Below are 13,808 nucleotides of genomic sequence, written 5' to 3'. Positions count from 1 at the left end.
CTAGCGTTGACAAATGCCAGCTAAATAAACTTCTGCACCAATTCTGCATACTGATGCTCGGCCCACACTTTTCCCTCTTTCAACTCATAAATACGGTCGCAATCACGGAGCGTGGTGATGCGATGCGCGACAATGAGAATCGTAATATCGGTATGCGACAGCTTGTTGATGGCTTCGCTCACCTCCCGTTCGGTTTCATTGTCTAATGCACTGGTTGCTTCGTCCAGAATCAGCACTTGGGCCCGCTTGTACATGGCGCGCGCAATACCGATGCGCTGCCGTTGCCCGCCCGAAAGCTTGGAGCCACGCTCCCCAATCGGAGTGTCGACACCAGCAGGTAAGCTGGCAATAAACTCTTGCAGCGACGCCTGTTCCAACGCATAGAGCAACCGTTGCTGATCTACCTGCTCATCACCCAGCGTGATGTTATCCCTGATGGATCCTTCCATCAGGAAAGTATCCTGCTTTACGTAACCAATAAGCTCATGCCAGGCGTGCAGGTACTGGGGAGTAAGCGGTTGGCCATCCACGGAAATCTGACCACTCTGCTCCCGGTAGAATCGCAGCAGCACGTTCATGAGCGTGGTTTTACCCGAACCAGAGCTGCCCACGAATCCCACCTTCTCGCCTTTGCCGATAGTGAGGCTCATATCGCGCAGTGCGGGCACAGTGGTGTTGGGAAAGCTGAAAGAAACGTGCTCGAATGCCAGGCTGTGCTCAAAATTCAACGGCAATTGTTCGGGGTGCGAAGGTTCGCGGTATTCCTCGTCCCGGTACAGCTCCAGGTTTTCCACCGTGTACTGGTATTGCTTCAGCGTTACCAGTCCTGTCAGTATCCGGTTGATGGAAGGCATGAGCCGGTAGGCCGCCGCGGCGAACAGCCCTACCAGCGTAATCAGATTACCAGTGGCGTTAGGCAGCAGGATAGAATACAGAAAGATGATCAGTACGCCCATGATGGCCACCATCTCGATAATGCGCAACGGTAATAGCCCGTAGAGGTAGGCCGTAGCTTCGAGCCCCTGAATGTCGCGCTGATTGCTTATCAGCTCATCACGTAGCTTGTCCTGCTTGTTCGCCAGCTTCAATTCAACGAAGCCCGTGAACAGGTTGTTGCTGATAGCGAACGAGGTAGGACGTAGCCTGTTCAGGTTGTGGCCTACCTCTTGGGAACGGACCCGTAAAAAGCGGTAGGTAAGCAGCATGGTTGGGCCCAGAATTAGTGCCAACAGCCCGATTAGCAAAGGTTTGTACAGGAGAATACTAATAACGATAACCGCAATAATAATCAGCTCCGAAGAAACCACTATCAAGGGTCGCAGTATTCCGGCAACGTAGCCCGCCGGGATATTGAGCACACTATTGATCAGGCCCACCGAGCCTAAATCGTTGAAGTTCCAGAAAGGGAAATTCAGATACTTGGCTAACTGGCTTTCCGTGATGGTGACCCCTATCTCGGCCGTGAGCTTGGTCTGCATGTAGTTGACCCAGACAGAGAACAGATTTTTCAGGAGGAAAAATACCAGCAGCGCCGCAATCAGAAACAACAGGAAGTTGCGCTCCGCCTGAAAGTTGAGCAGGTGATACACATAAGCGAAATACTTGTTCTTGAGTACCCCGCCTGGCTCCGCGGCCACCAGCATCACCGGAATCAGGGAGGCCAGGCCTGCCACATCCAACACGGAGGCGACCAGCGACAGGACAAACATCCAGACTGTTTTTACTTTCTGGGAACGGGTAAGGTAGTATCGAATGCTGCCGATACTACGGCCTATGATTCCTTTCTCAGCTTTAACTGTCATACTTTAATAGCGCAACCAACAAGAAGTAGGCATCAACAATCACACCCGCAGCGAAAGCCTGGGGCACATTGCTTGCCACCGCAAAGGTAAGTGATTAATCCGCGTTACACAGGTTGGTAAGAGCCCGGTGTCTTACCCTTAGTGACACTTAGGCAGCGCTTGGTAAGCATCAGTTGGCCGTCGGCCGAGACAGGCTTAATAGCTCTGCTACCAACATATGCAGACTACAGCAGGTATTCCTAGCATAATATGCATCTCGAGCCGGAGTAGGGATAGGTCGTGTTAGCGCCCATAAGTTCGAACTGAGGTGGCCTAGTTCCGCTGACATTAGGCTATCTCCGCCCATGACGTTGCGACATCTTTAATAACAACCACTTAAAAACTTAGGCGGAGACAGCTAATGCTCACATTAAGATTTATTTAAAATAAACTAATCACGAAAATAAGTATGATGCCTACCGCTGAGTGGTTGACCGATGTAGAGGATTTATTCTATCCTTATAAGGTTACTGCTGGGGGTTTAGCACATGCTGGCTTTTGAAGCGTCGCAATATGGCTGTATGAAATGGGTGCTCTACAAGCTTATAAAGTAGAATTGATGCAATATTTGACAGCAAAAATAAAACAAGTACATTTCCTCCTATCAGTTGAGTTACCAAATCACTAAATAGGCCAAGATGAATTAGATAGAAGGCATAAGAGCTTTTTCCTAGTATATTAAAAAGAGGAGTACTTAATAGACGTCGAAACCACGTTTCCTCATGCAATAAGCCATGAAATAAGACAAAGACTCCTAGAGGTAATATTAAGTTATTAATCATTAAAGTACTAAATGACAATGGCAAATTGTCGGCAATTTGATATCCCCAATTGGTCATTACCATAAATACCAAGCATACAACAATAAAAAGAACACCTATTAGTGTCGTACCGCTTTTTGCTGGTCCATTCCCACGCTTACGAATCCAAAGAGCAAGGCCGATACCCATCATAAATTCTACACATCGCCCAAAATAGGTGTATCCCAAAACGAACGTGACTGGCCTCATGAATGAGCCGTATAAGTCCGTGAGCGTAGACATGAACGTGAGTAAGAAGCCGCTACTAAGTAGTAATAATGCAACTAAGACTAAGCGGGTCGGACGCTTACGCACGAATATGAGAATGAAAGGCGCAGAGAGATAAAAGCACTCTTCAACTGTCAGCGACCAAGCAGTTGGCACTCCGATGAAGAGCAGGTTTTTGAAGAAAGCACGAGTCAGCGTAAAATTTGCAAATACCGATATTACCTTGTCGATTGAGGTAGTTGTTGCATTCCACTCATAATCCGGGTGTACGTCCCGAATTGGCATTACGATAAAAGTAATTAATGTTAGAATAAAGAATAGAGGATAAATGCGGGCGAAGCGATTAATCATGTATTTCTTTGCCCAAGTGATTGTAGGCTCGATCCGATCAACATAGCGAAAGGCAATTAGAAAGCCTGAAAGAACAAAAAATATGCTAACGCCTATATGTAGTTGATCGACAATTGCTTTGCCAATTTCAATACTATAGTTGTTAGCAAAACCTTCGAATGGATTGAAATGATGTATAAATACTAGGTAGGCAGCTACGGCCCTTATACCAGTTAAGGCTGGGAAGTAGGCCTTCGTGGATTGATTAATCATTAAATAGAGCAAAAGAATTAGTTCTTGCGCAAGATTTCAAATAATAGTCGAAGCTGTTTTCCACTTTTTTACATATTATGTAGTTGCTTGATTATCAATCCGAACCAGAAGTATACTTAAGACAACACTACAAACTTGGGGATGATGGTTGCATCCGGAGCTTGAAACGCAATGCCTGTTTTTCAATAAGGTGCCACGAGAGCGCACCGCAGCCGTATGTGACAACGATGGAGGCAGTCATCAGCTCGAGCAGCGAAAGTTGAAATAAGGCCATAAGCGTTTGCTGGACGAAAAAGCCGTACAGGTAAATCCCATAAGAAAAATCGCCGTAGTTGCGGACCCACGAGAGCATGGGCGTATTTAGCGTACCAAAACTGATAACCAGCACGGGAAGGGCTACAAATTGCACGTAGCTATACCCACCAAGTAAAAGGCTGGTCACCCATGCAACGGCTGCAACCAGCGCCAATAGACGGCGAATCTTCACGGTAGGCATCGGCACTAAGGCCCAGATTGCGCCACTGATAAAGAATGCGCCCAACTCAGCTAGGTGTTGTCCCTGCAATGGCCAGAAAGGCAATTGAAATGCTTTTAAAGACGGTGTGGCAGTTAAGTAGAGGCTTGCCAGTCCAATGAACAGCCCGGCAAAAACCCAGCGCAACAAGCGGGTATGCGTACGGATGAAGAAGCAGACGGACAATACGATATAGAAGAAAAATTCATACGGAATCGTCCACAAAGACCCATTCACGGCATCAGGATAAGGGTTGTTACTAAATACACCATCTATGATATACTGCGTTTTCAGCAGAGCATTATAGATAGCGTAGTCACGAGTAGAATAGTGTGTGAGGTAGCCCAGCAGCGTTTTTCCGCTAAAAAAAAAGCATACTATTAGCGTAATACCTAGCATAGCCCATAAGCCAGGGAAAACCCGCAGAGCACGCTTGTAATAGTAATCAAGCAAACCCTGGCTACGGAAGAGGCTTTTAGCAATAAGGAAACCGCTGATAATCAGAAATCCCTGTACTCCAGTGTGCGACAGTGAGGCTTGTCCATGGCTGAATTGGAACAGCAAGTCTTCTTCTCTCATACCAATAAGTGGGTATGAATGGGTCACCAACACTGCCAAGGCAAAGAAGAGTCGGAGAAAATCAAAATTATTGATGTGGCTCAAAGCTGGCTTTCTAATTGTTAAAGATTGAATAGCAAAATCAAAATACCAATTATAGGCTTGAATGAACAAGCTTATTCTTAAGCACAAAAAAAGCGCAATTAAATTACACCAAACTTAATTTATAAATTTACCAAAAATACGCTTAATCCGCGTTAAATAATAATATGACAGTCCTGATGATAAAGCTATTTCCAAAGGAATTTCACGAGAGAAATATAGACGATATTTCTTATAATATTTCTCTATTTTAAGTGATTTCAAATCATACATTCTAACCAAATAAGCCAATAATTTTATTCTAATAATTTCATCGTATTTACCATTCTCAATACCAATATGTTTGTAGAATATAGCGAAATTAGATTCAACTCCAGAAATACCTTGCAGTGATTTATGCATATTTGCATCATGCACACGGTATTTTACAGAGGGATAATTTGAAAAAACGAATTTAAATTTCAATGAAACTCTGAGCAGCATATCGTAGTCTTCATAAGCTAGCTCTTCGTCAAATCTGCCACATACTTCAAAACATTTTTTCCTCCATAACATACTCATAATTGGGATAAAATTACCCTCAAGAAGTTCCTCAAATATATAACCTTCAGGTATTTTAAAAAAATGCCTGTGCCATTGAATAAATCTACCGAAGAGAATGTCACCTGAATTATCAACTAGATATGCATCACTATATAGTCCACCTACATCAGCTGATTCATTCTGCATTATTGATACTTGCCGACTTATTTTATCAAAAATCATTAAGTCATCCGATGCAATTATCGATACATATTCACCTAAACTATTTTCAATCAATAAATTAGTCACTTTACATAGTCCAAGATTTTTTTCGTTTTTGATAAATTTATACCTGATATCATTCTTACTAAACCATAAATCAATAATTGACACTGAGTTATCAGTAGAGCAATCATCAACAACAATAAGCTCTATATTTTGGTAATCTTGCTTAGCGATACTATCTAAAGTATCGACAATGTAATGAGCATTATTGTATGAGGACATACAAATGCTAACAAGTGGCAAAGACATGGCATTTAAGAAATCAAGAAGAAGAACAGATAAAATAGTTATTTATCTAAATAACAATTATCCGGTTCGTACTTTGCTAGTTTAATCGAGTCCAAATTAATTTCTTGTATTTAATCGCAATTATTCAATATCAATATAGTTAATACAAAAAGAACAGTATTTCACAAATCGTGTTTTTTTTGCAGTGTTATAATAATACGGATTGCACATTATAAACTTCACCTATAATGTGCAATCCGTATTATTACACCGAATCAAATTATTCTTCCTCTAAACTCATCCTTTAGAATTATTAAAATAAAACCCGCGCACCGTAGCCGCAACAGCAGCTACATGCTCCTCATTCATGCCCGGCCACATGGGCAGGCTGAGGGCAGTATTCGCAATTTCTTCGGCAATGGGGAAACTACTGGCAGCCATAGCCAAGTGTGCATAGGCCTGCTGCCGGTGCGGGGGCACGGGGTAGTGGATGAGCGTACCAATGCCTTGCGCCGTCAGGTGCTGTTGCAACGCCTCGCGCCGGGCCGTGCGCACGATGTAGAGGTGATACACGTGGGTAGCCCCGGCTGCTACGGCCGGCAACACCAAATCGCCCAGGCCCGCCAGGTGCTGATCGTACCAGGCGGCAACCTGCTGGCGCTGGGCCGTCCAGGAGGGCAGGTGCTGGAGTTTCACCCGCAGCACAGCGGCCTGCAGCTCGTCGAGACGTGAGTTCTGGCCGATTACTTCGTTGTAGTATTTCTGCTGCGAGCCGTAGTTGCGCAGGGTCCGGATTTTGGTTGCCAGCCCTTCGTCATTGGTCGTTACGGCTCCGGCATCACCCAGCGCGCCCAGGTTTTTACCCGGATAGAAGCTTGTGCCGTTCGCGTTGCCGAAGGTGCCCGTCAGGCCGCCCTCCCAGGCCGCGCCCTGGGCCTGGGCGTTGTCTTCCACCACCCATAGGCCATGCTTTTTCGCAACCTGCATAATCGGGCCCATTTCGCAGGCCTGCCCGTACAGGTGCACGGGCATAATGCCCTTGGTACGGGGTGTAATGGCTGCTTCGAGGCGGGCCGGATCAAGGTTATAGGTCTGCGAGTTGGGCTCGACGGGCACGGGCACGCCGCCCACGTACGACACGGCCAGCCAGGTGGCGATATAGGTATTGCTGGGTACAATAACCTCGTCGCCGGGCTGCACATTGAGCGCCAACAGGGCCAGATGCAGCGCATCGAGCCCATTAGCTACGCCTATGGTATGGGCAACCTGGTTGAAGGCGCTATACTCGGTTTCAAAGCTTTTCACCTGCTCGCCCAGTACGTACCATTGCTTGTCGTATACGTCGGCAATAGCGGCCAGCACCTCGGAGCGAATAGGGTCGTGCTGGGGAGAGAAAGAGAGAAACGGAACGCTCATATTAGACAACGGACAACGGCTAAAATTAAGACGCAAAGATAGGTGCTAATCTTGGTAAGCCGAATACAGAGCGTTAACACTCATTCTGGCGGCATTCTTAAGTTGTGGCTGTTACCACTGCGCAGCAGGGCACGGTGCTTTGCCCGCCCGCCGTTGAATAAAACTGTTAGAGTCTGAATAATTATAATTTGCTGTTAAGCCTACCCCGAAAGTGCCTATGGTTTTTGGTGGCGAGCCTAAGTAGCTCAAGTTGCACACCAGAAACAAAAGCCAGCTCCTACTCCGCAACCTGGGCTAAGCAGTTGCTCGCCTGACAATGGCCAAAGTCCTACAAACTGATTAGGGATAATTTTTCTCTTGTCTTTTTGTAGCATTCAAAATATTTCCATTTGGGAATGCTACGAAAACCGGCAACTCGTTTTAAGGGCACGATGCCACAGAAAGCCATTCCCTCAAACACTTTAGCCGCGGCCGTTCGCGCTTATCTGGGCTTGACGCAGGAGCAGCTGGCAGACTATCTGGGCGTTTCGCGGGGGCAGGTGGCACACGTGGAAGCGGGGCGACGGCCTTTGCGGGCTGAGGCAGCCTGCTTGCTACGGAGGTTGGCAGCGCTACTACCACTGCCAGATTTGGTCGGCGGGGCAAACATAGAAGCGGTTAACAAGCAAACGGCTCTACCTCCGGCGGAAAAGCCCCTTTTAAGGCGCTGGGCTAAGTGCCGCTGGCAACTGGCGAACCTCCAGCAACGGCTCGACCAGTCGGAGAAGCAGGCCGAATTGGCCCTGCGCTGGCAGGCTCTGCCAGCTACTACACCGGAGCCACCGACTAAAGCCCCCGATGAGGCCGCAATACGGCGCGACCGACTGTTACGGGAGTGGGCGACTATGGCCGCCGATGCGTTGGCGCCAGCCACCGTGGCGGAGCGGCAGCTGCTGATGCTTCGCATCCAATTTTTGGCGGCAGAGGCCAGGGCACTGGAAAAGCTACTGACGGGATTAAGCGGCGCTAACCCACTGCCGGGTAAATAATTGCCGGGCCGTAACAGGTCAAACAATAACGAATAAATCCGGGGCGTTCAGGGAGTGTACTTCATCTTCCACCTCTTTCCCCTTATTCTATGGCTTACACCGTAAGTGCACTAACCACCGCGGCCGATTGCGACAAGCTGCTGGTCGACGCCGAGAGCGACCTGAAGGCGCTCCGGCACCGGGCTTCCAACCTGGATTACGCTCGTGACTCAACCAGTGAGGCAACCAGCGAAACCCAAGCAACGCTGGTAAGCCTCGACGCCGAGATTCAGGCCCTAACCTCCGTCATTCCGACGCTGGCCGAAGGAACCAAGGCGCGCAAAAACAACGAAATCGATTTGCGCACCGCCACCTACCGGCGGGCCCGGCTCACAGATAAGCAGGAGGCCCGCGGACCCGTAGCACTGCTCACCCGCGAGCGTGACCTGGCCGAAACCGAGGCGCAGGTAACAGAAGTCGAGGCTTTCATAGCAGCCATAACTGCCCGCAAAGCCAGCTTGTAGAGGCTATTCCAAACAAAACTGTCCGGCCCGGATTACTCCAGGGCGGACAGTTTTTTTGTGGAGCTCATTTCAGGTAATTGCTTGCGGTAATGGAACGCAGCAGTGCTAACGGTTACGCATAGGTAATAAATGAGCTCTTCAGTTTCAAGCCGTCACCAGAGATGGAGAATATTACCCAGCTCTGGGTCGTCAAATTAAACTACCTCAAGGCTGTTCTCACGTTTTAACCCGGTACGCGAGTAGATTTTGGAAAAGGCTACCGGTTGAAGTCACCGTGGCACGCTAATACATGGCTCGTGCTGCCCAATCGGAAACCCAGCTTCTCGCATGTGCGGAACACGGCCCCGTTGGTAGCCTGCGTAGTCATCAGCACTTGGGGTAAGGATAGCGCGGCAGCCCGACGCACGGTTTCGGCCACGAGCTTCAGGTGCCAGCCTCGGTTAGTGGGCCCTACGGCGGTCAGCAACACCCGCGACAAACCGCTACCTGGTATTCCAGCTTCCGCAGCCGTGTCACCGATAGCCAAAAACGAATCGATGGGTAGGCCCGGCACATCAGGCACCAACATGGCGTCGGCGTAAGAACCCTCGGTAGCAGCTTCGGCATAGCGGGCCAGTAGCGCATCGGCCCGGGCCTCGCCAAACCAGGGGTCGGCGTGAAATCGGTCGAATTCATTGCGAGTTGCGGCCGAAATGCGGCCAATGTGGGCCGCCTCGTGGGCGTGAGCCAGGCGCACCGATGCAGGCGCGGGCAGCGTAGCCTCGGCCACGGGGCAGTGGAAATTGAGTCGGGTTTCAACAAGTCGCCAGCCGCCGGCGGTCAGGGCCTGTAGCAATGCGGTGTCTTCGGCTGGCACTACACTGAAAGCATAGTACGGCCCACGGGCAGCCAGCGTCGCGCGCAGCTCCTGGGCCGCCAACGCCAGCGCAGATGGCAGGACGTCGGCATCGAACAGCCCCGTAAACAGGCGGTAGGTATCGGTACCAAAAAATTCTGTATCCCAGGGTAAATGCTCCAGCAGCCACTGGCTGCGGCCATCGGCCGCTGTTAACACCTGCTGCCCCACCCCAACGCCAAAGGTGGCTGCCACCCCGGTGCCGTACCGTTGCTGCTGGGGCTCCGTGGGTAGATGCCGCAGAAAATGCGTGGGGGAATACCGGAACAGTACATCAGCGCGGGATTTTATCCACTGGGCTGAGGGAATGGTTATTACTTCGGGGTCCATATCCGCTTAAATTCATCGTGTTCGCGGATATAATCACTCTCTTCGTACACCGCTGAGGCCAGTACCAATTGTACCGCGGAGTGCGAATACTGCATTGTATGCCAAGCGTGAGGTGGTACGTAGAGACCAACGTGGGGGTCTTCGAGCCGGAATAGCTCAATTGTACCATCAGCCAGCTCAGTCGTCACCGTAATGCGGCCGGCGCCGGCAACCAAAACCTGCTCGGTACGATGGTGGGCGTGGCGGCCGCGCACAATGCTTTCGGGCGTGTAGTAAGTCCAGAAAATCCGGCGTACTTCAAAGGGAACCAGCTGGCTCTGCTCGGTGACGGAAATGTAGCCAATACCCGGCTCTCCCAGCTTAGGAAACTTAATCAGGTACGGATTAGGGTATTCAGACATAAATCGGCGAACAAGTACAGCTACAGGCAGCCCTCATAGCGGGCGTAGCAAAAGTAGCGTATCACTCGTAATCATCGGCTTTAGGCCACGCGCAGTTGCTGTGAACCCTAACGCCGCTGCTAGCTTCAATTACGGAAGTAGAAAGATATAGTCAACTGCTATATAGTTGCCTCCTAAGGTGGCGGACTATCATAAGTTCATAAAAGTACCATGCTTTGCGAAAACAAGATGTCCGTAAGTCCACCATGCCTCGCCGCTGAATATAAATCCTTGGCAGTACTCGTGGGAGCCGTTCAGCTACCCGACGCTATAGTTACTAGCAAGGCGCTTCGCAGCCAGTACATAGCGGTTTTGCGAATCGCATACTTTTCTATCTACTCCGTAGCCCAGGGCTTTAGCCCTGGGATGTTAGGGCGAGGGCATAGGGTTTACGAAACCTCTGTAACATTCTGTTTTACTGCATTGAACCAAGTGAAATCCGAAGCTTTTACTTCAAAAACTATCTTGGCCATAGCAAGGATTACTCATACACCTCCTTCACTACATAAAGCGGTCGGTTACGGGCAGCATCAAGGCCTCGCCACACGTATTCGCCAATAACGCCCAGGGCCGTCATCTGGAAAGCAGATACAAACAGGATTACCACCATTAATGCCGACCAGCCTTCTGGCTTTTGACTACCAAACAGGTGTAGCCCAATAATATATAAGCCGTAACCGAAAGCAGCCAACCCCAGCCCCAACCCCAGCACCGAAATGGCACGGATCGGAAAAAAGGAGAATGCCAGAATAGAATCGATGAACAGCTTCATCTTTTTCTTCAGTGTCCAGCGCGATTTTCCGATTTCGCGCTTGCGCCGTACATAAGGGATATTAACGTACGGATAACCCAGCCAGACCATGAGGTAAAACAGGTTACTGTTGCGCTCGTGCAAGCGCAGAATATGCTCGGCTACTTGCCGGTCGAAGAATACGAAGTCGAAACCGCCATCGGGAATATTAGGTAGCGCGATTTTCTTCATTAGGGCGTGAAAAAACTTAGCAAAAAGCTGCTGGAGGCCAGTTTCTTCGCGGTCTTGCCGGTTGCCAATAATGAGCTTAAGCCCCTTTTGCCAATAGTCGTACATCTGCACCATCAACTCGGGCGGATCTTGCATGTCGGCCGTAATGATGGCCATGCAGTCGCCGGTGGCTTGGGCCATACCAGCCACGATGGCATTGTAGGATCCCACGTTACCAGCCAACTCTACTATTCGTACGCTGTGAGGGTAAGCGGCCCGGAATTCGAGCAGTGCTTTTAAGGTTCCGTCCTCCGAGCCATCATCCACTAATACGTACTCGAAACTTACCTCTGGGGGAAACAGGGCCTCATTGGCAATGAGTTCTCGGGCAGTAACAGGAATGTTTTGTTCGTTGAAGTAGCACGGGATAATAACGGAAAGTTTGGGCATACTGTGGAAAAGCAAAAGATGGTAACAGACCGCTGATAAAGACTTAACGCGCCCAAAGATGGGCCATCAGTCAATGGCTTAAGCAACTTGACCAGGTAATAAGTTGTACGGCGTCCATTTCACTCCGTGCTTAGCCTTGGCTTACCCTTTTGCTGAGCGTCAGTCGCCAACTGGTAGGCTGGGCTATTGAGACTGCTTAGAAAGTCAGTGTAAACCATCAAAGAATAATGCTGAGTATAGTCGTTGGCTTGACTTGCCTCAGCACGACATACTGGAGCACCTTTAGAGTCAGTATACCGGCGGTGGAGACACCGCAGTTGATATCTCCACCGCTGGTATACTGACTTAAAATGCGTTATAGGCTTAGACGGCTTCGAAACAACAAGTGCTTTTGCTCTGTCCGTGCGGCAGTTGTACTATTCTGTTTTAATAGTGGTGTTCCATATAAATGCCTCACCACAACCAGCAAGAACAAAAGCACTATGCCTTGAATCAGTAAAAACTGGTTGCTGGTCCAGGGACCAATGTTCATCCAATAGGCTTGGTAAGGGGAGTTCCAAGCATATTCTGCTCCAGGCGTCCCAACGTTGATTGGAAATTTGTCATTTAGTTGACCCAACGTGGAATCAAACCAGTTGATATACAGCCATCCTTTCGATAAGACCAACCCAATAAGTAGGCTATAGGCAATGGCGCGTGGCGGCGGAGCTAACTGTTGCACAAGCAGCGCCGTAACCAGCACCAGCACCGGTAATAGGTTAGGGAGTTGCCGGGTTTCGCTGTTAACGGATAATAGCAGCAGCAGTACAAATACCCCACCTACAGCAAGGCCTAGCTGCCGGATAATACCTCCTACTTGGCACCAGTACACCAAAGCTAGTACTACCGGCAAACCATAGTAGCTGGCGTGGCTAATCAGGAACTGCGCGGGGCGGTTGATGGCTCCGTACACTATATTCACCAAAAAGGTCTTTCCGTTCAGATGCTCGTTGCCCTGAGTACCCAGTACCTTGGTAAGCAACAAGTAACAGCTTACTAAAAGCCCCACCGCTAACCACGTCCCGCGGCGGACCCAGAGAGCTTTCCCCATCTGGCGTAACTGCGCGCTGTTACCCAGCAATGCACGTGCTATGGCGTATTGGGTAATAACTAGATAAGCCCCGGCTATACCAATACTAAGCGGTAACCATGCGGTAGCCGTAGGGGCAATTGTTGCGTCATGAATTCGCTTGATGTAGACAACGTAAACGCAGAGCGCGACGAACCCGAAGCCACTGCTTAGCGCCCACAACCTGCTTATACTGCGGTTGCCCGCAGTAGGGATTTGGGAATAAGGTGGCAGTAAGAGCAGTAGCAGGTTGCAGAATAATGCCGTAGGCCAGACAGCCAGCGAAGCCAGTGCCACCAGCAACAAACGAATGGTATGCCCGGCCAGATGATAATATAGGCTCATCAGCCCGACCAGAAGTGCAGTACGGTCGTAAGTGAAGGGAACATATAAATCGTACTTTAAGGTGGCACAGCTTATCAGCAGCCCCAAATAGCCCACCCAAACGGCAGCCAAGCCCAACCCAAGGAACTGGCTCAGACGGTGCCAATAGTAGATAACAGCTACCGCGACCAGCGCGTTGTAGAGCATAAAATACTGTAGAATCACCGCATCGGTAAGCGGAAGTTGTAGTCCACGCAACACGTAATGAGCCACCACGAACGGCAATATTCGCTGAATACTGTAAGCATTAATACCCTGCACTACCACCGCTTCATAGCAGTTTTTGGCCACTGCCTCGTAGAAGAATGCACCTTCGAAACCAAAGCCGCCATTATAGGGAATAATATCAGGGAAGACTGTATACCAAATAGAGAAGAGCAGTATGAAAGCCGTAAAGAACAATGTGGGGTTTCGATATATATTCATCATAAGGATCATGTGAATAGGATGATTATTGATGTCAACGGAAACCGCATGAGTTTAATATGCAGATTGTTGATTGTCATCACATGGGAAATTTATTTAGAAACTCCTTGAAAAAATGGGAGTATCATGCTCGGCATGCCGTTCTAGAGCTTTCTAAACAGCTTGGTCGTGTATTAGATAAGTAGA

The 13,808-nt window shown here is 49.1% G+C and carries 11 protein-coding genes; 2 read left to right on the top strand and 9 right to left on the bottom strand.

The features are described 5' to 3' along the window. Positions 1 to 20 precede the first annotated feature (20 nt). The 5 genes from J7E24_RS12155 to J7E24_RS12135 all read right to left on the bottom strand — a co-directional run bounded on the left by J7E24_RS12155 (position 21) and on the right by J7E24_RS12135 (position 7,097). Positions 21 to 1,802, bottom strand: coding sequence for an ABC transporter ATP-binding protein (locus tag J7E24_RS12155; RefSeq protein WP_215138426.1), 1,782 nt, complete (start codon positions 1,800 to 1,802; stop codon positions 21 to 23). Between the two features lie 506 nt (positions 1,803 to 2,308). Then, complete coding sequence (locus tag J7E24_RS12150; RefSeq protein ID WP_215138425.1) at positions 2,309 to 3,472, bottom strand: acyltransferase family protein; 1,164 nt, start codon at positions 3,470 to 3,472, stop codon at positions 2,309 to 2,311. Between the two features lie 127 nt (positions 3,473 to 3,599). Further along, positions 3,600 to 4,718: an acyltransferase family protein gene (locus J7E24_RS12145; protein WP_215138424.1), complete on the bottom strand. Its 1,119-nt coding sequence runs from the start codon at positions 4,716 to 4,718 to the stop codon at positions 3,600 to 3,602. A 45-nt stretch (positions 4,719 to 4,763) separates the two neighbouring features. Further along, positions 4,764 to 5,675, bottom strand: a complete 912-nt coding sequence (locus J7E24_RS12140) for a glycosyltransferase (protein ID WP_215138423.1) — start codon at positions 5,673 to 5,675, stop codon at positions 4,764 to 4,766. Positions 5,676 to 5,978: 303 nt separating this feature from the next. Next, positions 5,979 to 7,097 carry a DegT/DnrJ/EryC1/StrS family aminotransferase gene (locus J7E24_RS12135; protein WP_215138422.1) on the bottom strand — a complete coding sequence of 373 codons (1,119 nt, stop codon included), beginning with the start codon at positions 7,095 to 7,097 and terminating at the stop codon, positions 5,979 to 5,981. A 395-nt stretch (positions 7,098 to 7,492) separates the two neighbouring features. Between J7E24_RS12135 and J7E24_RS18020 the strand changes: the two genes are divergently transcribed. Then, complete coding sequence (locus tag J7E24_RS18020; RefSeq protein ID WP_215138421.1) at positions 7,493 to 8,125, top strand: helix-turn-helix domain-containing protein; 633 nt, start codon at positions 7,493 to 7,495, stop codon at positions 8,123 to 8,125. 89 nt (positions 8,126 to 8,214) lie between these two features. Beyond that, complete coding sequence (locus tag J7E24_RS12125) at positions 8,215 to 8,628, top strand: hypothetical protein (RefSeq protein WP_215138420.1); 414 nt, start codon at positions 8,215 to 8,217, stop codon at positions 8,626 to 8,628. Positions 8,629 to 8,884: 256 nt separating this feature from the next. Here J7E24_RS12125 and J7E24_RS12120 read toward each other — a convergent pair whose 3' ends face one another. The 4 genes from J7E24_RS12120 to J7E24_RS12105 all read right to left on the bottom strand — a co-directional run bounded on the left by J7E24_RS12120 (position 8,885) and on the right by J7E24_RS12105 (position 13,634). Next, positions 8,885 to 9,853, bottom strand: coding sequence for a hypothetical protein (locus tag J7E24_RS12120; RefSeq protein ID WP_215138419.1), 969 nt, complete (start codon positions 9,851 to 9,853; stop codon positions 8,885 to 8,887). Further along, the gene (locus J7E24_RS12115) at positions 9,838 to 10,254 is read right to left on the bottom strand and encodes a sugar 3,4-ketoisomerase (RefSeq protein ID WP_215138418.1); all 417 of its coding nucleotides are present in this window, start codon (positions 10,252 to 10,254) and stop codon (positions 9,838 to 9,840) included. Before J7E24_RS12115 ends, J7E24_RS12120 begins: the two co-directional genes overlap by 16 nt. A gap of 520 nt (positions 10,255 to 10,774) precedes the next feature. Then, entirely contained in the window at positions 10,775 to 11,704 is a 930-nt protein-coding gene (locus J7E24_RS12110) for a glycosyltransferase family 2 protein (protein WP_215138417.1), read from the bottom strand. Between the two features lie 355 nt (positions 11,705 to 12,059). After that, a complete protein-coding gene (locus J7E24_RS12105) occupies positions 12,060 to 13,634 on the bottom strand; it encodes a hypothetical protein (protein WP_215138416.1) in 1,575 nt (524 codons plus the stop codon). Positions 13,635 to 13,808 lie beyond the last annotated feature (174 nt).

This window comes from Hymenobacter sp. ISL-91 (assembly GCF_018613725.1).
In the GTDB taxonomy this organism is placed as follows: Bacteria; Bacteroidota; Bacteroidia; order Cytophagales; family Hymenobacteraceae; genus Hymenobacter.
This window is presented reverse-complemented; position numbering and strand designations above follow the sequence as displayed.

Excerpts from the sequence above, each read along its gene's own strand:
- J7E24_RS12155 (WP_215138426.1), bottom strand. The coding sequence starts at position 1,802 with ATGACAGTTAAAGCTGAGAAAGGAATCATAGGCCGTAGTATCGGCAGC.
- J7E24_RS12150 (WP_215138425.1), bottom strand. The coding sequence starts at position 3,472 with ATGATTAATCAATCCACGAAGGCCTACTTCCCAGCCTTAACTGGTATA.
- J7E24_RS12140 (WP_215138423.1), bottom strand. The coding sequence starts at position 5,675 with ATGTCCTCATACAATAATGCTCATTACATTGTCGATACTTTAGATAGT.
- J7E24_RS12135 (WP_215138422.1), bottom strand. The coding sequence starts at position 7,097 with ATGAGCGTTCCGTTTCTCTCTTTCTCTCCCCAGCACGACCCTATTCGC.
- J7E24_RS18020 (WP_215138421.1), top strand. The coding sequence starts at position 7,493 with ATGCTACGAAAACCGGCAACTCGTTTTAAGGGCACGATGCCACAGAAA.
- J7E24_RS12125 (WP_215138420.1), top strand. The coding sequence starts at position 8,215 with ATGGCTTACACCGTAAGTGCACTAACCACCGCGGCCGATTGCGACAAG.
- J7E24_RS12120 (WP_215138419.1), bottom strand. The coding sequence starts at position 9,853 with ATGGACCCCGAAGTAATAACCATTCCCTCAGCCCAGTGGATAAAATCC.
- J7E24_RS12115 (WP_215138418.1), bottom strand. The coding sequence starts at position 10,254 with ATGTCTGAATACCCTAATCCGTACCTGATTAAGTTTCCTAAGCTGGGA.
- J7E24_RS12110 (WP_215138417.1), bottom strand. The coding sequence starts at position 11,704 with ATGCCCAAACTTTCCGTTATTATCCCGTGCTACTTCAACGAACAAAAC.
- J7E24_RS12105 (WP_215138416.1), bottom strand. The coding sequence starts at position 13,634 with ATGATCCTTATGATGAATATATATCGAAACCCCACATTGTTCTTTACG.